Below are 19343 nucleotides of genomic sequence, written 5' to 3' on the forward strand. Positions count from 1 at the left end.
GGCGCGTTATTCGTCGCCAGAAAATTTGAATTTCATCAGATCGCGGCGCTCTTTTTTATCAGGGCGACGATCCGGATGCGGCATAGTGAGCGCGTTCATCTTGCGCGCCTGCGCCATCTTTTCGCGTTTTTCAACGCTTTCTGCCGTTTCGCTATACAGCAGCTGTGCTTCAGACGCGGGGCGACGCTGATCGGTCACGGCGCAGATCACCACCGTACGCTCGTCATTGCCCTGACGTAATTTCACTTCCGCATTCAGCTCTACCAGCTTGCTGGGTTTGCTGCGCTGCCCGTTGTAGTGAACTTTTCCGCCTTCGATCATTTCACGCGCCAGCGCACGGGTTTTATAAAAACGCGCGGCCCACAGCCATTTGTCGAGTCGGACGCCTTCTGCGATTTTTTCTTTCATCACTGCTCCCGTCGGTTTATTGCGTGACACGCGCCAGCGCGCCGAGAAGCGTTCGGTAATCGCTCACGCTCTGATGCTGAGCAAAGGTTTTGATCGGCATACCGGAATCGGGATTGCTGACGCCAAGGCACCAGGCGATACCCCAGCGCTTTGCCGCATCCAGCACCGGTTCGCTGTCATCAATGAACAGCGTGCGCGCGTTTTCAAAACCGGTATGCTGCTGCACGGCCTGCCACAGGCGCTGATCTTCTTTCGGAAAGCCAAATGTATGGGTCGAAAGTAATAAATCAAGGTGCTGGCCGAGTCCGGTTTGTTTTAGCTTTACATCCAGATTCCAGGGGTGCGCGTTGGTGAGCAGAATGGTGCGCTTGCCGCTGGCGCGTAGCGCCTGCAGAAAGGGAAGGGTGTCATCGCGCAAACGCGCCCGGCTGCGCATTTCCCAGGTCATGGCACGGATATCCAGCTCCAGTTCACGGCTCCAGTAATCCAGACAATACCAGTTTAGCGTATGCTGAACCGCCTGATACTTCGCCATGATTAACTGGCTGGCTTCCGCCAGCGAGATGTTACGCTGTTGGCTGACGCTTTCCGGGACCAGCGTTAGCCAGAAATAGCTGTCAAACGCCAGATCGAGCAGCGTACCGTCCATATCCAGCAGCACGGTATCGATATTGTGCCAGTTAATGTTGATCTCCATGCCGCCTCCCGAAAAAGAAAGGCGACAGGGTAGCACAGTTGAAAGTGGCTCAGAACAGCGGACGCATATCCGGCATCGGCGACAGCGTATGGTTAAAACACTTATCGTAATAGTGCTGGATTTCCACGATGCGTTTGCGATTACGATGGATGCGTTTCAGCGCCAGCAGGCCGTTAACCACCACGCTCAGGCCCAGAACCACCAGCAGCAGCGAGGTACAGAGATAGCGCCACAGCGTCAGCATATTCGGTTCGCTGTGCAGAGCGATATGCTGCGTGCCGTTGGCGTCGGTGTGGATACTGGTGATAATGCCCGCCGCGCTGAAAGGCGTATGCAGCAGCATGCCCGCCAGCCGCTGCAGTTCATTCCACTGATCCGGCGCGTTGAAATCAAACAGCGAAACGGTGGGTTGAGGATGGCTTACCAGCTGACGCCCTTCATCGCTGACGATCAGGAAGCCGCCCGGCGGTGGGCTGTTCAACGCTTCGGCGGCGCGATGGGTCTCGCGATAAAAGAACGTTGACGTTGCGGTGTTCACCAGATTCTCCAGCGCCTCGGCGCTGACCGGACGCAGCAGCACGTTCATGCCGTTTAACGATCCTGACGATGCGCGGCTCACCAGCGTTTCCCAGTCTTTGGCATTGCCCAGGTTAACCAGCGCATTTTTCAGGCGCACACAATCCTGCTGTTGGCTGCACAGCTCCTGCGCTTTCAAGACCACATCGGAAAAGTCATCCAGCAGGATCATGCCCGATTTCTGGATCGCCGTGGCGAGCTGTGGGTTAAGCTTGCTGTCGACATTATTTTGCGGATGCAGCTGCTGGTTAGTGAGATTCAACAGCGCGGAGGCCTTATCAATGATTTCCGACTGCGGCAGCGGCAGGGGAGAGGCCATATTCCAGTAAATCGCTGAGCAATCAAACGGCATAAAAGCGTAATTGCGGTTGCTCTGATAGCTGGCAGGCACGGAACACATGCCGGTGCCGCTGACTTTCAGGCTGTCGCCCACGTGCAGCCTGGCCTCTTCCAGCGCGGCCACGGAATTAACTTCGATGCGCTCGGAGCCGGTCAACCAGGCCATGCTAAGCTTTAGCGGCATCGCCAAAGGCACCCAGCTAAGCAACAGCGCCAGGACCAGCAAAGAGCCGCAGGCCAGCACCATATTCTTTTTCCAGCGCTGGATAGGGAAGTTACGCACCTCATCCTGAAGCGACAGAAAACGTCCCTGGCGCACCACCTGCCGGTTCAGGTAGATATCCACATCGGTGGTTTGGCCCAGATCGTGCGTCACGTAAGGCTGCCAGTGCGGCGGATAAACCAGATCGATAATCCCCAGCGAGATGTTATTGACCTGCCCCTGATTGGATTCGCTAAACAATCCCCAGCGTTTCGGCGCGCCGCGCAGGCAGTGGATTTCACGTAAATCTTTTTCGCTGGGACGTCGATACATAAACCACAGGCTGACCAGAATCATCGCCACGCTGGCGCTGACCAGCCACGGCATAAACATCAGCGGAGCCAGTAGACTAATAAAAAACAGCAGCAGACCGCAGCAGATCACCGTGGCTTCGCGCGTGCCGTCGCTGCGTGACAGGCAATGCTCTTCCGGCGTCTCTTTACGTACCTGAAGCAGCTCGACATTTTCGCTCTGCTCCTGGCGAATTGACGCATTTGTGGCGCTGGGATTCACTACCGTCGGCAGCATGCTCTGCTCCCCGGCATAGTTCACCAGCGAGTGGCCGTTAAGCGAGATCACCAGCGGAATAGAGTGGGTTTTGATCAGCTCGACGAAATTTTCTTCAGCAATGTACTGCTCCCACAGCGGAGGAAGATGCACCTCCAACGCGTCGAGATAGTAACGCCACTTTTGTGGATCGTCGGTTGAAAGCCCGTAGCGGGTAATAGCGCGGGTAACGGGATAAACTTTATTGCTCTGCGAACTGAGCGTTAGCGCTTCCGGCGCGGCGCTGGCACCGCCTGGCTGGACGGTGCGCTGCTTCTTTGCCAGCGTATCGAGATAGCGCTCCACGGCGTCACGCTCTTCGCTTGTCAGGAGGCGATGAGGCGGATTGATAAATGGCAGTGGTTTCGCCAACGGCGGACGATGCCGCATAGCGTACCAAAAATAGATACCTGCAATAACTGAGCAGGTAAGCATTACACCCAGAATAATGATAATTGTGCTCATGCTATGCTCATTTCAGCCAAACTGCTGCCGTCACTGTGATTGCTCACTCCGGGCTAAGTTATAGGGAGTTCACTAATTTTGGCGGGATTGGGCATGAGTGGCAACCAACCAGATAACTAAAATAGCGCACAAAATCATAAAATTAGAACTATTATACAAAAATCCTTGCCGGAATATTAGCGGGCCATGGTCGAGGTGAACATCGGCATTATCCTATTTCCTTGTCACTTATTGACTTCGTGATAAAGTTTTTTCTGAGCGATTGCAAACGATTGTTATAAAAAAGTAAATTAAACCATATGATGATTGGATTCCCGTGAAGCCTGTCGCACAATGTCTTTTTGCCGCTTTTTATTCAGCACAACCGTCGGCTGGCAATGATTAACCGTGCTTTATCTGGGGCCCCCATGCCAAGAGAATTAGAGAAACCCAAAATTTTACACGTTGAGCCTGTGGCCCGCTCTCGCCTGTTTACCATTGAGTCGGTCGATCTGGCGTTCAGTAACGGCGAACGGCGGGTGTATGAGCGTATGCGTCCTTCCGAACGTGAAGCGGTGATGATTGTGCCAATTATCGATAATCATCTGTTGCTGATTCAGGAGTATGTTGTCGGTCTGGAAACCTACGAGCTGGGCTTCCCAAAAGGATTGATCGACCCGGGCGAAACGGTATTCGAGGCCGCTAATCGCGAGCTAAAAGAGGAGGCGGGCTTCGGCGCGCAGCAGATGGACGCGCTCAGCAAACTCACGATGGCACCCTCTTACTTTTCCAGCAAAATGAATATCGTGGTGGCGGAAGGGCTTTATCCCGAAAAGCTGGAAGGCGATGAGCCGGAGCCGCTGCCGGTAACCCGTTGGCCGCTGGAGGATATGATGGCGCTGTTGCAGGAGCCCGATTTTAACGAGGCTCGTAACGTCAGCGCGCTGTTTCTGGTGCGTGAATGGCTGGCAAAGCAGCAGCGTATTCGCTACTGACAGCGAGTCGGCGAGTAAAAAAGCAAAAGGGGCGAAGATCGCCCCTTTTTTATCACTTGCGTGCCGTTTATCAGAACAGCTCGTGGGTTTCGCCGTTATCCATCAGTGTGGTGCCGACATCATGCACCGAATATTCGGTTGGCTGCGTCCCGTCAATAAAGAACTCCTGACGGGTGTTGCCGCCGCCGTTCGCCAGCTTGCCGGTGCTGCGATCGATCGTTGCGGTGACCACGCCCGGCGGAGGCGTCAGCGGCTGCTCCGGCACGCCATCCAGCGCCGCTTTCATAAAGCTATCCCACGCTGGCTGCGCGCTTTTGGCTCCGCCTTCATAACCTGAAATCTGATCGCTAATGGCGCCAGAGGCCGTTGAGCGCCCTAAATTACGGCGGAAATCATCAAAGCCAATCCAGACAGTGGTCACCACGCCAGGACCGTAACCCGAGAACCAGGCATCTTTCGAGCTGTTGGTCGTACCGGTTTTGCCGCCAATATCGTTGCGCTTCAGATCGCGACCGGCACGCCAGCCGGTGCCCATCCAACCAGGCTCGCCAAAAATATTGGTGTTCAGCGCGCTTTTAATCAGGAACGAGAGCGGCGTATTGATCACGTGCGGCGCGTACTGCTGGGCCGCATCAGGCTGATCGGCACCCACCTGTTGCAGCGCCGGTTGCGGCACGCCAGGATTGGGGTTTTCCTCGGAAACCGCCACGTTCTCTACGCTTTCCTCACCCAGCGCCAGAGATTTCTTCGTCTCACCGTAAATCACCGGCAGATTGCATTCCGGACAGGCGACGCGCGGCTGATGTTCAAACAGCGCTTCGCCGTTTTCATTCTCAATCTTTTTAATGAAATAAGGATCGACGAGGAAACCACCGTTGGCCATCACCGCATAGCCGCGCGCCATTTGCAGCGGCGTAAACGAGGCCGCGCCCAGCGCCAGCGATTCGGTATGCACGATATTTTGCGCCGGGAAGCCGAAACGTTGCAGATACTCTGCGGCGTAATCGACGCCCATCGCACGCATGGCACGCACCATAACCACGTTTTTCGATTGTCCTAATCCCTGACGCAGACGGATCGGGCCGTCATAGGTCGCCGGGGAGTTTTTGGGCCGCCAGTCAGAACCTGCGCCCGCATCCCAGCGCGAGATCGGCACATCGTTAAGAATCGAGGCCAGCGTCAGACCACGATCCATAGCGGCGGTGTAGAGGAACGGTTTAATGTTCGAGCCGACCTGACGCAACGACTGGGTAACACGGTTAAATTTACTCTGATTAAAGTCAAAGCCGCCGACCAGCGCCCGCACTGCGCCATCACGCGGATCCAGCGAAATCAGCGAAGAGTTAACGTCCGGCACCTGCGCCAGCCACCAGCTGTTTTCCACTTTGCGAACCCAAATCTGCTGTCCCGGCTGCAACACCTGCGACACGCTGCGCGGCGTAGCGCCTTGCTGCGTATCAGAGCGGTACGGACGCGCCCAGCGAACGCCTTCCATCGTCAGCGAGACGCTGCTGCCGTCACGCATCAGCGCCGTGGCTTCGTTATTGTTAGCGTTGGTGACAACGGCGGGCCACAGCGGGCCATAAACCGGCAGAGCCTTCAGGGTTTTCACAATACGCGTATGATCCCAGGCGGATTCGCCCACGCGCCACAGAATATTGGCCGGGCCGCGATAGCCGTGGCGCATATCGTAATCCAGCACGTTATTACGCACGGATTCCTGCGCCGCCTGCTGAAGCTTACGGGTCACGGTGGTGTAAACCTTAAAGCCATCGTTGTAAGCGTCATCGCCGTAGCGCTTCAGCATCTCCTGACGCACCATTTCTGTGAGGTAAGGCGCGGAGAAGGCGATTTCCGGGCCATGATAGCTGGCTTCCAACGACTCACTGCGCGCCTGAATATATTGCTGCTGCGTAATGTAGTTCTGATCCAGCATGCGCGACAGCACCACGTTACGGCGTCCCAGCGCACGCGCAGGAGAATAGAGCGGGTTAAAGGTGGAGGGCGCTTTCGGCAGTCCGGCAATCATCGCCATTTCACTCAGGGTGAGCTGATCGATACTTTTGCCGAAATAGACCTGCGCCGCCGCGCCGACGCCATACGCACGGTAGCCAAGGTAAATTTTATTGAGATAAAGCTCGAGGATTTCATTTTTGCTCAGCAGCTGCTCAATACGAATCGCGAGGAAGGCTTCCTTGATTTTACGCATCAGCGTGCGTTCAGGGCTGAGGTAGAAATTACGCGCCAGCTGCTGCGTAATGGTGCTCGCCCCCTGGGAAGCGTGCCCGGAAATCAGCGCCACGCTGGCTGCACGGAAAATCCCGATAGGATCGACGCCGTGATGCTCATAGAAGCGGCTATCTTCCGTGGCGACAAAGGCTTTCACCAGCTCAGGCGGCATCTGCGCCAGCGTCAAAGGAATGCGACGCTTTTCGCCATACTGCGCAATCAGTTCGCCATCGGCGCTGTAGACCTGCATTGGCGTCTGCAGACGCACATCTTTCAATGTGTTCACATCCGGCAGCTGCGGCTCAATATATTTGTACAACCCGTAAACCGAGCCGACGCCCAACAAAATGCAACACACTGCAAGAATCAATAAATACTTTACGAACTTCACCTGAGATTTCCCATTTAATGTCGTTTGGGCAGTTTATAAACAATCGCGCGGTAGTATAAATGCAAGCCAGACGCTTTGATACGTCCTTTTATTTTTACGTCGATATGGAGATCGCGCGAACATGGCTTTTCAGAAATGGCAAGTAGGGCTGGATATCCAGAATGGTCAGCTCTGTGCTTTGGGCATCCAGCGTCGTCGTCACGGTTGGCAACTGCGCCACTGGTGGCAACATGCGCTGCCGCACGATACGTTATCTCATGGCGCGCTGCAATGCTCCCCGACGCTGCTCACTGTTTTGCGTCGCTGGCGTAAGCAGCTACCTCGCAACCTCTCGCTGCGCGTTGGCTTTCCGCCGCAGGCGGTGATGCAGCGCTCTCTGCCCACCCCCTCTTTGCAACTGCGTGAGCCCGAACTGGGACGCTACGCCATTGCCGCCGCCGAGCGGCTATTCCCGCTTGCGGCGCATGAACTGGCGCTGGATTATCACGCCGCTGCCCAGCCGCAGTCGCGCCTTTATCTGACCGCCGCGCGCCAGAGCGTACTGCAACAATGGTTATCGACGCTGGCTCAGGCCGGGCTGCATCCTGATGTTATCGAACCCACCAGCGGAGCATTAGCGCGGGTAGGGAAGGTGATGCAGCTCTCTAATGAGGCGGCGCTGATTCATCAGCTCAGCGATCACTGGTTATGGTATCTGCCCGGCGAGCCAGAAACGGCCTCTGGCTGGGCGCCCGGGGTGTTGGCGGCGGATCGCGAGCAGCTTAGCCTGCTGCCGTCCACCGCGCGTGAACTCTGGTTCAGCGCCAATGTCTCCGCCGAGCTGCTGACAGGGATGCAGCCGCTTCAGCCGCTCAGCCTGCTGCAGTTGCTGCAACCACCGCTGCCCGCCCATGGCGGGATGTTTACGCTGGCGCTGGGATTAGCGCTGCGCCCGGAGGAGACCCCATGATCGCGGCTAACCTGTTGAACTGGCGGCGAGATGTCCGCAGGCGTCAGCTAAAACGCTGGCTATGGTTAAGCGGAACGCTGCTGGTGCTGGTACACCTTGTGCTGTTGCTCTGCTGGCGAGAGCTCACGGAAAATACGCAGCGGCGGCAGAATCAGATAACGCTGTGGCAACAGGCGATACAGCAGGCGCAGCAGCTTCATCAACGCTATGACGAGGCGCAAAAACAGCAGCAGGCTTTGCGCAAGCAGGCGGCACTGCGTCAGCAGAGGCATCAGCGGCTGGCGCAGTGGCAAACCTTTATTTTACAGCTGGAGAACCACGTGCCGGATGAGGCATGGCTCTCTTCATTAACGCATCAGCAAGGAAGCCTACGACTGGAAGGATTAAGCCTGCGGCCGGAAGCCGCCCGGCTGTTGCAGCAGCGCCTTAGCGCTTCCCGTTTTTTTCAACCCTGGCTACCGGGCGCATTAAAAAAGAGCGCTGAAGGCCCGTATCGTTTCACCTTAGCAACGGGCAAAGCGGAGGGCGGCGGTGATGGAAAATGAGACGCTGCTGCGTTGGCTGCTGATGCCGGCGAAATGGCGCTGGCTAACGCTGCTCGGCTTGCTGACAGGCGTGTTGTTGCTGGCGAGTTATGGCTGGATAACGCCCGCTCGCCATGAGCAGCGGCGCCTGCAGGAACAGCTACAGCAACAGCAGCAACGCTATCAACAGCTGTTGACGCCGCTGTTGCAACAGCCGGCGCTACAAACGGTTCAGCTGCGCAACCAGCAGATGCTGGAGGAGATCGTGCGCACCGGGCAGCCATTTTCTCTCTATACCCTGTTGCAGCACAGCGGCGGCGAACTGGAGCAATGGCATCCCGACCAACGAAACAGTCAGCTGGCGCTATGGCTGGAGTGGCCTCAGCTAAAGCAGCTGTTTGCCTATCTGGTTATCTGCGAGCCCGCGCCGGTGTTGACCTCTTTTATCGTGCAGCGTAAGGCGGAGCGCCTGTACGCCACTTTTCACCTGGCATTTGATGATGAAATACCTCTTCGTTAGCTGGCTGTTTTTTTTCTGCCTGCCGCCTGCTTTTGCGCGCGATCCTTTTGCGCCACCGCAGGTTTCCTGCCTCAGGTCGGTAACGCCGTTTGCACAGTGGCAGCTGCAGGGAATGGTCGGGCAAGGGAACCGTTATCTGGGATGGCTACGCTCAGCGCAGGGCGAGCGAGTCGCGATCGCCAGCGATCGGCCTTCGCCGTTTGTTGACTGGCAAATTGTGGCGTTCATGCCGTTTCATGTCACGTTCAGCGCGCCGCAGGGCTGTATGCCACAGCGGGTTACGCTGCAAATTAAAGGAAAATATCATGAGGATCGCAGTCGCGCTGCTGTTGCTGCTGAGCACCGCCGTCAGGGCCAGTGAAGAGCCGCTGTCGTTAGCCTTTCAGGACGCGCCGGTTGAACAGGTTTTACAGGCGCTGGCAGATTATCAACAGATTAATCTGCTGGTTGCGCCTGGCGTGGAAGGAAATATTACCCTGCGCCTGCAGGATGTGCCCTGGCGCCAGGCGTTGTCGCTGGTGGCACGCATGGCGAAGCTGAAAATCACCCAGGAAAATTCCGTACTGCTGGTTTTCCCGCAGGGCTGGCAGCAAAAAGAAGATCAGGAACAGGTACAGCAACAGCCATTGCAGGAGGTCGCATTAGCGTTGCAGCATGCGGATGTCACCGCCGTCAGCGCCAGCCTGCAGGCTGAACGCGCTAAATTAATGACGCCGCGCGGCAGCGTCACCCTGGATGCGCGGGCAAACACGCTGCTGCTTCGTGATACGCCCGCAGCGTTAAGCAATGTGCAAAACTGGGTGAAGGCGCTGGATGTGGCGCGCGAGCAGGTAGAGCTAACGGCGCACATCGTCAGCATTAGCGCGGAACATCTGCATGAGCTGGGCGTGAGCTGGCAACTGTCGGGGGAAGAGGCGATCGCTCAGGCGCTGCGTAATCCCACTTTATCTGTCGGCCTCGGTGCCGCATCGCCCTCGCTGGCGGCAGGCTTAACGCTGGCGCGCATCGATGGCCGTCTGCTGGATCTGGAGCTTAGCGCGCTGGAACAGGAAAACCAGATCGATATTATTGCCAGTCCGCATCTCATCACCTCCCACCAACAGCCCGCCAGCATCAAACAAGGCGCGGAGATCCCTTATGAGGTTTCCAGCGGCAGCGATGGCGCGACCAGCATCGAATTTAAAGAGGCGGTTTTAGGGATGGAGGTGACGCCAACGGTGTTGCCTGGCGGGCGTGTTCGCCTGGCGTTGCATATCAGTCAAAACGTGCCCGGACGCAACATTAACAACGGTGACAGAGAGATTCTCACTATTAATAAGCAGGAAATCACAACCCAGGTTACGCTAAACGATGGTCAAACGTTAACGCTGGGCGGCATATTTCAACAGGAATCAGCGCGTAATCGTGATAAAGTCCCTCTCCTGGGCGATATACCGTTGCTGGGTGCGCTTTTTCGCCATGATGTTCAGAATGACAAGCGCCGGGAGCTGGTGATTTTTATCACCCCGCGCCTGGTGCATGAAGAGTAACCAGCAGCGCTTTTTTTCCCGACCAGGTATCATATGCGTTTGACGCAGGAGCGGAATTAGCTTACAAGGTTTAGCGATTTTGACTTATGGCAGCACAGACTTATAGTTTGTCGCCACGATACCGTGACAGGACGTTGCCGGAATGGCAGCGGTTTTGACTCTTAGCGAACTGTGTGACGCGCAGGCTGCGCGTTCTGAGCCGGGCAATTTATTCGGTTGCCAAACGACCTTGAGTGTTGAGATAATTTTTCATCTGACTCTCGCACTATCGCTCATGAGGTTTCAGTTCATGTCCCGCCAACGGCTCGGCCGTTGCAGACGGGGTATCATCAACGCATTGTCTTAGTAATACCGAAAAAATGGCAGAGAAACGCAATATCTTTCTGGTTGGGCCTATGGGTGCCGGCAAAAGCACTATTGGTCGTCAGTTAGCTCAGCAACTCAATATGGAATTTTATGATTCCGATCAGGAAATTGAGCGACGTACCGGAGCGGATGTGGGCTGGGTTTTTGACGTTGAAGGCGAAGCAGGTTTTCGCGAACGTGAAGAGAAAATCATTAATGAACTCACAGAAAAACAGGGCATCGTGCTGGCTACCGGCGGCGGCTCTGTAAAATCCCGCGAAACCCGTAATCGTCTCTCCGCCCGTGGCGTTGTGGTCTATCTTGAAACCACTATTGAGAAGCAACTGGCGCGTACGCAGCGCGATAAAAAGCGTCCTTTATTACAGGTCGATGCACCGCCACGTGAAGTGCTGGAAGCGCTGGCGGATGAACGCAATCCCCTGTATGAAGAGATTGCTGATGTGACCATCCGCACTGACGATCAAAGTGCGAAAGTCGTCGCTAATCAAATCATTAATTTACTGGAAAAGAATTAATCCATCGCCTGAGGGCATAGCGAAAAGGTTTTAGAGCGTCATGGAGAGGATCACCGTTACCCTTGGGGAGCGTAGCTACCCGATCACCATCGCCGCCGGTCTGTTTAACGATGCGGCTGCCTTTTGGCCGTTGAAAGCAGGCGACCAGGCTATGTTGGTAACCAACGAGACGCTGGCTCCGCTTTATCTCACGCCGCTGCGACAGCGGCTGGAGGAGGCGGGCGTAAAGGTGGATCAGGTTATCCTTCCCGATGGCGAACAGTACAAAACCCTGGCGGTAATGGATCAGGTCTTCACCGCGCTGCTGCAAAAGCCCCACGGGCGAGATACCACGCTGATTGCGTTGGGCGGCGGCGTGATTGGCGATCTGACCGGTTTCGCTGCCGCCAGCTATCAGCGCGGCGTACGCTTTATTCAGGTGCCGACCACGCTGTTAGCGCAGGTGGACTCTTCTGTTGGCGGGAAAACCGCCGTCAATCATCCGCTGGGCAAGAACATGATAGGCGCCTTCTGGCAGCCTGCCTCAGTGGTTGTCGATCTTGACTGCCTGCGCAGTCTGCCGCCGCGCGAGCTCGCTTCCGGCATGGCTGAAGTGATCAAATACGGCATTATCCTTGATAGCGATTTTTTCAACTGGCTGGAGCAGAATCTGGATGCGCTGATGGCGCTGGACGAGGACGCGCTGGCTTTTTGTATTCGTCGCTGCTGTGAGCTGAAAGCAGAAGTGGTGGCTGCCGACGAACGGGAAACCGGGCTGCGGGCGCTGCTGAATCTGGGTCATACCTATGGCCATGCGATTGAAGCGCAGATGGGGTACGGTAACTGGCTTCACGGCGAGGCGGTTGCTGCCGGGATGGTTATGGCGGCGCGCACTGCCGAACGGCTCGGTCAGTTTAGCGCTGCGGATACCGATCGCATTATCGCGCTGCTCACGCGCGCTGGCCTGCCCGTAACGGGGCCGCAAGAAATGACCGCGCAGGACTACCTGCCGCATATGATGCGGGATAAGAAAGTCCTGGCGGGAGAGCTGCGTCTGGTGTTGCCGCAGGCCGTCGGCAAAGCCGAGGTGCGTAGCGGCGTGGCGCATGATATTGTGCTTGCCGCAATCAATGATTGCCGTAAGGCCTGATAGTGATGTCTGCCGCGAACGGGATGTTGGCGGCGCTTGCCGTAAGACGGGGAGGTTGAATGGATGAGTTTAAACCGGAAGACGAGTTAAAACCTGATACCAGCGATCGCCGTCCAACGCGGTCTCGTAAAACGTCTTCTGCGCCTAAAGCGCCGGTATCGCGTCAGCGCATGATGATGGGCATCGGGGTGTTGGTACTTTTGCTGTTGGTTATCGGCATTGGTTCAGCGCTAAACGGGCCCGACTCTAAAAAGCCTTCGGCTCAGGCGGAGAACGGCGCAGCCACCTCCGGCGGCAATGAACGAAATATCGATCTTTCCGGCTCAGCGATGAGCGGGCAGAACGGTAATACGGCGGGCGGCGATGCGTCCGCCATGAACAACGGCGCAGCAAGCGATGCGCCGCAGTCGGTTGCCGTTCCGCCAGTTTCCCCAACGCCGACGCAGGCCGCGCCGCTGGAAACGCCGCAAAATCAGCAGCGCGTCGAGCTGCCGGGCGATCTGAACAACGCGCTGACCAATCAACAGGATCGGATCGATTCTGCGGCGCAGGATACCATGGGCGGCAGTTCTTTACCGACCGCGCCCGCCACGGTAAGCGGTGCTGATACCCGTAACGCTCACGCTGCGCCAGCTGAGCAGAGCAGCGGCAAGCCTGCGCCGACGCGTAAGCCCGTTACCAGCCAGCCGCCAGCCAAACAGGCTCATCAGCCGACGGCGACCAGGCCGAGCAGTAAGCCGGTTGCCGCAGCAAAGCAAAGTACGCCGGGCGGTAATTATACCTTACAGCTGAGCAGCGCCTCGCGTTCAGATACGCTGAATGCCTGGGCGAAGAAACAAAACCTGAGCCACTATCATGTTTATCAGACAACGCGCAACGGCGAGCCGTGGTACGTTCTGGTAAGCGGTTCTTACGCCACGCCAGCGGATGCTAAACGTGCCGTAGCCTCGCTGCCAGCGGACGTGCAGGCGAAAAAGCCGTGGGTGAAGCCGGTGAGCCAGGTGAAAAAAGAGGCGGGACGCTAAACCGCACCTCACACTATTACGGAGGTAATACGCTCTGGCAGCGTATTACCTCAGCCGTTGCAACGGCATCGAAAATGGCAACTCTGTTGCCATTTTTGTCGTAAGCAGATTCGTAAGCGCAGATATGCTGTCGCTATAGCCACAGCCAGATGAACAGAAGTAACCAAAACGACGGCATGAAAAAAAATCGCGCTTTCCTGAAATGGGCTGGCGGTAAATATCCTCTTCTGGAAGATATACGCCGCCATTTGCCGCAAGGCGACTGCCTGGTCGAGCCTTTTGTCGGCGCCGGCTCCGTGTTCCTTAACACCGACTATCCACGCTATGTGTTGGCCGATATCAATAACGATCTGATCGGCCTGTATAACATTGTAAAAGGACGCACCGTCGAGTTTGTCAGCGATGCGCGCCAGCTCTTTACGCCGCGCAGCAACGAGTCGGACGCTTACTATGCGTACCGCAGCGAATTCAATGCCAGCGATGATGCTTATCGCCGGGCGCTGCTGTTTCTTTATCTGAATCGTCACGGTTACAACGGCCTGTGCCGCTATAACCTGCGCGGTGAATTTAACGTGCCGTTTGGCCGTTACCGTAAGCCCTACTTCCCGGAAGAGGAGCTTTACGGGTTTGCCGAACGGGCGCAAAAAGCCATTTTTGTTTGTGAATCGTACGATGTTACCCTGAGTAAAGCGCAGGCGGGATCGGTGGTTTACTGCGATCCGCCTTACGCGCCGCTTTCGGCAACGGCGAATTTTACCGCTTACCATACCAATAGCTTCAGTATGCGTGAGCAGCAGCATCTGGCTGAGCTGGCGGTAAAGCTGGCGCAGGAAAGCGCAATTCCAGTGCTGATTTCTAATCATGATACCGAGCTCACCCGGCTGTGGTATCAGGAAGCGGAAGCGTTGCACGTGGTTAAAGCGCGCCGCTCGATCAGCAGAAGCATTAGCGGACGTACCAAAGTGGACGAGCTGCTGGCCCTTTTTCGCTAGCCAGTTTCGTCCGCAACCAGCGCAATCTGTCAGTATTGTTACTGGCGCATACAGTGGGAGATACGGATGAAACAATTTTTGCTGGCCCCCTCCATCCTTGCGGCAGACTTTGCCCGCCTGGGCGAAGATACGGCGAAAGCCCTGGCTGCGGGCGGGGACGTGGTGCATTTCGACGTGATGGATAACCATTATGTGCCCAATCTGACCATGGGGCCGATGGTGTTAAAAGCCCTACGCGATTACGGCATTACCGCGCCAATCGATGTTCACCTGATGGTGAAGCCGGTTGACAGCCTGATCCCGCAGTTTGCCGAAGCGGGCGCCAGCTTTATCACCTTCCACCCTGAAGCCAGCGAACATATCGACCGCAGCCTGCAGCTGATCAAAGAGCATGGCTGCAAAGCGGGTTTGGTATTTAACCCCGCGACGCCGCTGAGCTATCTCGATTATGTGATGGATAAGCTGGATATCATTTTGCTGATGTCGGTTAACCCTGGCTTTGGCGGTCAGTCTTTTATTCCGGGTACGCTCGATAAGCTGCGCGAAGCGCGCAAGCGTATTGACGAAAGCGGCTACGATATTCGTCTGGAAGTCGATGGCGGCGTAAAAGTCGATAACATCGCCGAGATCGCCGAGGCGGGCGCGGATATGTTTGTCGCCGGATCGGCGATTTTTGGTCAGCCCGACTACAAAAAAGTTATTGAAGCGATGCGTAATGAACTGGAGAAAAGCCGTCATGGTGCCTTTCACTGATATTCGCGCGCTGGCGTTCGATCTTGACGGGACGCTGGTCGACAGCGTGCCGGGGCTGGCAGCGGCGGTGGATCGCGCGCTGGTGGCGATGAATCTGCCCGCCGCAGGCGTGCCGCAGGTGACCACCTGGATAGGAAACGGCGCTGACGTTATGGTGCAGCGCGCCCTGGGCTGGGCGTTGCAGCGTCAGCCGGAAGCCCATGAACTGCGCGAAGGCAGAGCGCTGTTTGATCGGTTTTATGCTGAAACGGCGGAGCCGGGCACCGCTTTGTTTCCGCACGTTGCGCAGACGCTGAAGACATTAAGCGCCGCCGGTCTGCCGTTGGCGCTGGTAACCAACAAGCCGACCCCTTTTATTGCGCCGCTGCTAAGCGCGCTCGGCATCGATAGCTATTTTTCGCAGGTGATCGGCGGCGATGACGTGGCGGCGAAAAAGCCGCATCCGGCGCCGCTGTTTTTAGTGTTAGGCAAGTTTGGTCTGCTGCCGCAGGAGTTGCTGTTTGTTGGCGATTCACGCAATGATATTCAGGCAGCGCAGGCGGCAGGCTGCCCCTGCGTGGGCATGTCATACGGCTACAACTATGGCGAGCCGATCGCGGCCAGTGAACCCAACCTTGTTCTGGACGATTTCAACGACCTTTTGCCCGCATTGGGGCGGTAATTATCAGGATTTTAAAGCATGAGCAAACCCATCGTATTTAGCGGCGCACAGCCCTCCGGCGAACTGACCATTGGTAACTACATGGGTGCGATGCGTCAGTGGGTACAGATGCAGGATGATTATCACTGCATCTACTGTATTGTCGATCTGCACGCCATTACCGTACGTCAGGACCCGGCCGCGCTGCGTAAAGCGACGCTGGATACGCTGGCGCTTTACCTTGCCTGTGGTATCGATCCCGCAAAAAGCACCATTTTCGTCCAGTCGCATGTCCCGGAACATACGCAGCTGAGCTGGATTTTGAACTGCTATACCTATTTCGGCGAGCTGAGCCGGATGACGCAGTTTAAAGATAAATCCACGCGCTATGCGGAAAACATCAACGCTGGCCTGTTTGATTATCCGGTTCTGATGGCGGCGGATATCCTGCTGTATCAGACTAATCAGGTGCCGGTCGGCGAAGATCAGAAGCAGCATCTGGAGCTGAGCCGCGATATCGCCCAGCGTTTTAACGCGCTGTATGGCGACGTGTTTAAGGTGCCAGAGCCGTTTATTCCGAAATCGGGCGCGCGCGTGATGTCGCTGCTTGAGCCGACGAAAAAGATGTCTAAATCGGATGATAACCGTAATAACGTGATTGGCCTGCTGGAAGATCCGAAAGCGGTAGTGAAAAAGATCAAACGTGCGGTTACCGACTCCGACGAGCCGCCAGTGGTGCGTTACGATGTGCAGAACAAAGCGGGCGTCTCTAACCTGCTGGATATTCTCTCTGCGATTTCAGGCAAAAGCATCAGCCAGCTGGAGCAGGAATTTGAAGGCAAAATGTATGGTCATCTGAAGGGCGAAGTGGCGGAAGCGGTTTCCGCTATGCTGAGCGAGCTGCAGGTACGCTATCAGCGCTATCGTGAAGATGAAGCCTTCCTTGAGCAGGTCATGCGTGATGGCGCAGCCAAAGCCCGCGCGCATGCGCAGGAAACGCTGAAGAAGGTGTATGAAGCCGTAGGTTTCGTCGCCCAGCCGTAAGCGAAGGAATGTTGCCGCTTTAGCGAGCGGGCGGGGCGTCCCGGTAAAAAAACGGTCTTGCAAGGCGTATCTTGCAAGACCGTTGATGGCTTATCTCCCCGTCAGAACGTGTATTTAATCTGTAAGGTGCCAAATGTCTCCAGGTAGCCTGACGCCCCTCTCTGTTGGCTCACTTCGCCACTCAGATGTAGATCCGCGATCGGTTGTCCTTCTATTCCCAGTTTAATTTCTAACTTCTCTTTGGCGCCAGCTTGCTGGTTACTGCCGTTATTCATGTTCACCCCAAAAGCATGGCTATTGTGAACCCAGTTCGCTTCCAGCCAGGGACGGAACGTTGCTTTCTGCAAAGGAAGGGTTGCGCCCGTTGCCCAGCTACGCACGCCGATACGGGTCATGGTATTCCCGGCGCCGGTGCCTTTCACCCTGGTGCCATCAATCTCATGCATGGCTTTGTCTTTTACGCCCATAAAAACAGCCTGAGCATGCGGTTCCACCCAGAAATTAACGGATTGCGACTGGATAACCGGCTGGATATAACCCGCTTCCAGCGATCCACTGAAGCCTTTTAGCCAATATTTTTTGCTGGGCAAGCCCTGACCGGTAACGTAAGCCTCAAATCCGCTATAGAGTAACCAGCTATCCAGCCATGCTCCCTGCTGGCGGTTTTTATCGCTAAACCAGGAGCCGTAAAACCCCATGCTGTATCCATTAAGCTCTGCTTTGGCGTGATAGTTGGTGAGCGCTGACTGTGTTTTGTTATAGTTGTTGCCGTAACCTGCCATAACGCCTAACCGTATGCCGTCCCGGCCGTTTTCCCGTCGAACGATATCGCTACCCGCCTGAAGACGGTAGCTATTGCTTTTGGTTTTTAACTGCCCGCTGGCATCGGTAAAGTGCGCATGACCGCCACCCTTACGCACCCAGAAAGATGAGGTGCCGGGTTCAACATGCTGCCCTGGCTGGCGGTCGTGCATGCTGGTAACAAACAGGTTATTGGCAACGGCCAGGTTAGCGATATAACTGGCGCTTTCGGGACGGTAAGCGTGGGTGCGCGGCATATCGTGATTGCTGTTGCCGCTTACGCCGCCGGTGTTGCTGCCGCCGCTGTTGCCGTAACTGCTGCTGTCACTGCCGTTACCGCTGCCCCTATTGCTATTGTCATTGCTGCCGCTGCCGCTGCCGCTATTGCTGTTATCATTGCTGCTGTTGCTGTTGTCACTGCCGCGGTTGTTGTTGTTACTATCATCAGGCACGGATGGCGCTGGCTCATACCAGGAAACCAGATACCAGTTTTTATCTTTACGCCGTAAAAAGTAATCGTAAAGGCCCGCCGTGGTTCTGCCATTTTGCCTGAACACACCGTTAGATGTGCCGCGCACTTCAACCAGCAGAACGCCATTTTCCGTTTCGGCTGGTTGCCCGCTGGTTTTATTAATGGTTAACCGCGTATCGCCTGAAGTATTACCCTGAACAATGATGCGGTCTGATGTGGCGCTATCTCCGGCGAGATCGCTATTCAGAATAATTTTGCCATCTTCAGCATGATAATTGCCTGCGATGGTCAGCGTTTTAAACGCGCCTGTAAGGAATTCTACGGAAGATGACTTGAGCGTTAGTTTATTCAGATGGCTATTATCGCTAATGCGCCAATGGCTATTTCCCCCCTTCAGGCAAAGATTGACTCCGCCGGATGCGGTTTGCTTAATCGCGCCTGGAAGAGATGAGCTATTCGTTAACGCTAAATTAATTTTCCCTTTATCATTAGCGTCAATATTGCCATCGGCAACCAGCTGGCGGTTATTTAACGTTTTCTCGCCCGATGAGTGAATGGCAATCGTGTCCATCGGGTGCCCGGTGCGAAATTTACTCAGCGAGGTATCATTAGTAAGCCCGGTTTTGGCCCTATCCCCGGTATCGATAAAATAAAGCGAATCGGAGTGGTAAGAATCATTAGTGAACTGTAGGTCAAGGCTGCCGTTAGCTTTCAGGCTGGCGTCCAGCTTATCCGATGTATCATCCTGTTTAATCGCAATTTTTGCGGCCTGCATGGAGCCAGGCATTAATGCCAATGCTATTTGTATAGCAATTAATTTTTTCCTGGTCCGTTTTTGCATCCTGTCTTCCTTAATAGCCTGCCTTCCCTGGGTTAAATAATCGCTGGATAAGTGATAAAAGCACAGCTGATTAGCGCGCTATGGTTATTTTATGTGATAAATATGGCTGTGTTTTTTGTATTGGTTTACAGCACAGGAAACAGCAGCGCGCGTTTCCCTTTTGTAGGGAAGGGCTGTTGTATTTATCGTTTAATAGCGGGTGATGATTGTTTGCCTGTAGGCGGAATCCGGTTTCCCGCACATTTTCATGTGCAGTAACTTAGCGGAATCTACGCGCTTTATCAAAATATCTATAATCCAATAAAAACGCATATTCGTATGATTTAATGCGATTTAATTAAATGAGATTACATTAT

General features: G+C 55.4%; 18 protein-coding genes. 13 read left to right on the plus strand and 5 right to left on the minus strand.

Going from position 1 to position 19343, the window contains the following annotated elements; genetic code table 11:
• Positions 1-6: 6 nt before the first annotated feature.
• From hslR to J2X14_RS12140, 3 genes are read right to left on the minus strand one after another with little or no spacing between them, the layout of a single operon-like run.
• Positions 7-408, minus strand: a complete 402-nt coding sequence (hslR, locus tag J2X14_RS12130; protein ID WP_352411472.1) for a ribosome-associated heat shock protein Hsp15 — start codon at positions 406-408, stop codon at positions 7-9.
• 16 nt (positions 409-424) lie between these two features.
• Complete coding sequence (yrfG, locus tag J2X14_RS12135; protein ID WP_352411473.1) at positions 425-1105, minus strand: GMP/IMP nucleotidase; 681 nt, start codon at positions 1103-1105, stop codon at positions 425-427.
• 49 nt (positions 1106-1154) lie between these two features.
• Positions 1155-3293, minus strand: a complete 2139-nt coding sequence (locus J2X14_RS12140; RefSeq protein WP_352411474.1) for an intracellular growth attenuator family protein — start codon at positions 3291-3293, stop codon at positions 1155-1157.
• A gap of 407 nt (positions 3294-3700) precedes the next feature.
• On the opposite strand from J2X14_RS12140, the gene nudE reads away from it, so the two are divergent.
• Positions 3701-4267, plus strand: a complete 567-nt coding sequence (gene nudE / locus J2X14_RS12145) for an ADP compounds hydrolase NudE (protein WP_352411475.1) — start codon at positions 3701-3703, stop codon at positions 4265-4267.
• Positions 4268-4337: 70 nt separating this feature from the next.
• Here nudE and mrcA read toward each other — a convergent pair whose 3' ends face one another.
• Complete coding sequence (mrcA, locus tag J2X14_RS12150) at positions 4338-6887, minus strand: peptidoglycan glycosyltransferase/peptidoglycan DD-transpeptidase MrcA (protein ID WP_352411476.1); 2550 nt, start codon at positions 6885-6887, stop codon at positions 4338-4340.
• 121 nt (positions 6888-7008) lie between these two features.
• On the opposite strand from mrcA, the gene pilM reads away from it, so the two are divergent.
• The 12 genes from pilM to trpS all read left to right on the plus strand — a co-directional run bounded on the left by pilM (position 7009) and on the right by trpS (position 16873).
• Entirely contained in the window at positions 7009-7836 is an 828-nt protein-coding gene (pilM, locus tag J2X14_RS12155; RefSeq protein ID WP_352411477.1) for a pilus assembly protein PilM, read from the plus strand.
• Positions 7833-8381, plus strand: coding sequence for a PilN domain-containing protein (locus J2X14_RS12160; protein WP_352411478.1), 549 nt, complete (start codon positions 7833-7835; stop codon positions 8379-8381). The genes pilM and J2X14_RS12160 overlap by 4 nt, the downstream gene beginning before the upstream one ends.
• Positions 8371-8880 carry a HofO family protein gene (locus J2X14_RS12165; RefSeq protein ID WP_502890005.1) on the plus strand — a complete coding sequence of 170 codons (510 nt, stop codon included), beginning with the start codon at positions 8371-8373 and terminating at the stop codon, positions 8878-8880. The genes J2X14_RS12160 and J2X14_RS12165 overlap by 11 nt, the downstream gene beginning before the upstream one ends.
• A complete protein-coding gene (locus J2X14_RS12170) occupies positions 8858-9241 on the plus strand; it encodes a HofP DNA utilization family protein (protein WP_352411480.1) in 384 nt (127 codons plus the stop codon). Before J2X14_RS12165 ends, J2X14_RS12170 begins: the two co-directional genes overlap by 23 nt.
• Positions 9186-10409, plus strand: a complete 1224-nt coding sequence (gene hofQ, locus J2X14_RS12175) for a DNA uptake porin HofQ (protein WP_502889996.1) — start codon at positions 9186-9188, stop codon at positions 10407-10409. Before J2X14_RS12170 ends, hofQ begins: the two co-directional genes overlap by 56 nt.
• 359 nt (positions 10410-10768) lie before the next feature.
• A complete protein-coding gene (aroK, locus tag J2X14_RS12180) occupies positions 10769-11290 on the plus strand; it encodes a shikimate kinase AroK (RefSeq protein ID WP_085068555.1) in 522 nt (173 codons plus the stop codon).
• A gap of 40 nt (positions 11291-11330) precedes the next feature.
• Positions 11331-12419, plus strand: coding sequence for a 3-dehydroquinate synthase (gene aroB / locus J2X14_RS12185; protein ID WP_352411481.1), 1089 nt, complete (start codon positions 11331-11333; stop codon positions 12417-12419).
• Between the two features lie 59 nt (positions 12420-12478).
• The gene (locus J2X14_RS12190; protein ID WP_352411482.1) at positions 12479-13444 is read left to right on the plus strand and encodes an SPOR domain-containing protein; all 966 of its coding nucleotides are present in this window, start codon (positions 12479-12481) and stop codon (positions 13442-13444) included.
• A gap of 176 nt (positions 13445-13620) precedes the next feature.
• Positions 13621-14436, plus strand: coding sequence for an adenine-specific DNA-methyltransferase (gene dam / locus J2X14_RS12195; RefSeq protein WP_352411483.1), 816 nt, complete (start codon positions 13621-13623; stop codon positions 14434-14436).
• A 66-nt stretch (positions 14437-14502) separates the two neighbouring features.
• On the plus strand, positions 14503-15189 hold the full coding sequence (gene rpe, locus J2X14_RS12200) for a ribulose-phosphate 3-epimerase (protein ID WP_352411484.1): 687 nt from the start codon (positions 14503-14505) through the stop codon (positions 15187-15189).
• Positions 15173-15850 (plus strand): phosphoglycolate phosphatase, encoded by a 678-nt coding sequence (locus tag J2X14_RS12205; RefSeq protein ID WP_352411485.1) that lies wholly within the window; start codon positions 15173-15175, stop codon positions 15848-15850. The genes rpe and J2X14_RS12205 overlap by 17 nt, the downstream gene beginning before the upstream one ends.
• Positions 15851-15868: 18 nt before the next feature.
• A complete protein-coding gene (trpS, locus tag J2X14_RS12210; RefSeq protein ID WP_352411486.1) occupies positions 15869-16873 on the plus strand; it encodes a tryptophan--tRNA ligase in 1005 nt (334 codons plus the stop codon).
• A 101-nt stretch (positions 16874-16974) separates the two neighbouring features.
• Here trpS and J2X14_RS12215 read toward each other — a convergent pair whose 3' ends face one another.
• Positions 16975-18987, minus strand: coding sequence for an autotransporter outer membrane beta-barrel domain-containing protein (locus J2X14_RS12215; RefSeq protein ID WP_352411487.1), 2013 nt, complete (start codon positions 18985-18987; stop codon positions 16975-16977).
• Positions 18988-19343 lie beyond the last annotated feature (356 nt).

The organism is Mixta sp. BE291, from assembly GCF_031457955.1.
Lineage (GTDB): Bacteria > Pseudomonadota > Gammaproteobacteria > Enterobacterales > Enterobacteriaceae > Mixta.

Bases quoted from the DNA above. Each gene is read 5' to 3' on its own strand.
- hslR (WP_352411472.1), bottom strand. From the start codon at position 408: ATGAAAGAAAAAATCGCAGAAGGCGTCCGACTCGACAAATGGCTGTGG.
- yrfG (WP_352411473.1), bottom strand. From the start codon at position 1,105: ATGGAGATCAACATTAACTGGCACAATATCGATACCGTGCTGCTGGAT.
- J2X14_RS12140 (WP_352411474.1), bottom strand. From the start codon at position 3,293: ATGAGCACAATTATCATTATTCTGGGTGTAATGCTTACCTGCTCAGTT.
- nudE (WP_352411475.1), top strand. From the start codon at position 3,701: ATGCCAAGAGAATTAGAGAAACCCAAAATTTTACACGTTGAGCCTGTG.
- pilM (WP_352411477.1), top strand. From the start codon at position 7,009: ATGGCTTTTCAGAAATGGCAAGTAGGGCTGGATATCCAGAATGGTCAG.
- J2X14_RS12160 (WP_352411478.1), top strand. From the start codon at position 7,833: ATGATCGCGGCTAACCTGTTGAACTGGCGGCGAGATGTCCGCAGGCGT.
- J2X14_RS12165 (WP_502890005.1), top strand. From the start codon at position 8,371: ATGGAAAATGAGACGCTGCTGCGTTGGCTGCTGATGCCGGCGAAATGG.
- J2X14_RS12170 (WP_352411480.1), top strand. From the start codon at position 8,858: ATGATGAAATACCTCTTCGTTAGCTGGCTGTTTTTTTTCTGCCTGCCG.
- hofQ (WP_502889996.1), top strand. From the start codon at position 9,186: ATGAGGATCGCAGTCGCGCTGCTGTTGCTGCTGAGCACCGCCGTCAGG.
- aroK (WP_085068555.1), top strand. From the start codon at position 10,769: ATGGCAGAGAAACGCAATATCTTTCTGGTTGGGCCTATGGGTGCCGGC.
- aroB (WP_352411481.1), top strand. From the start codon at position 11,331: ATGGAGAGGATCACCGTTACCCTTGGGGAGCGTAGCTACCCGATCACC.
- J2X14_RS12190 (WP_352411482.1), top strand. From the start codon at position 12,479: ATGGATGAGTTTAAACCGGAAGACGAGTTAAAACCTGATACCAGCGAT.
- dam (WP_352411483.1), top strand. From the start codon at position 13,621: ATGAAAAAAAATCGCGCTTTCCTGAAATGGGCTGGCGGTAAATATCCT.
- rpe (WP_352411484.1), top strand. From the start codon at position 14,503: ATGAAACAATTTTTGCTGGCCCCCTCCATCCTTGCGGCAGACTTTGCC.
- J2X14_RS12205 (WP_352411485.1), top strand. From the start codon at position 15,173: ATGGTGCCTTTCACTGATATTCGCGCGCTGGCGTTCGATCTTGACGGG.
- trpS (WP_352411486.1), top strand. From the start codon at position 15,869: ATGAGCAAACCCATCGTATTTAGCGGCGCACAGCCCTCCGGCGAACTG.
- J2X14_RS12215 (WP_352411487.1), bottom strand. From the start codon at position 18,987: ATGCAAAAACGGACCAGGAAAAAATTAATTGCTATACAAATAGCATTG.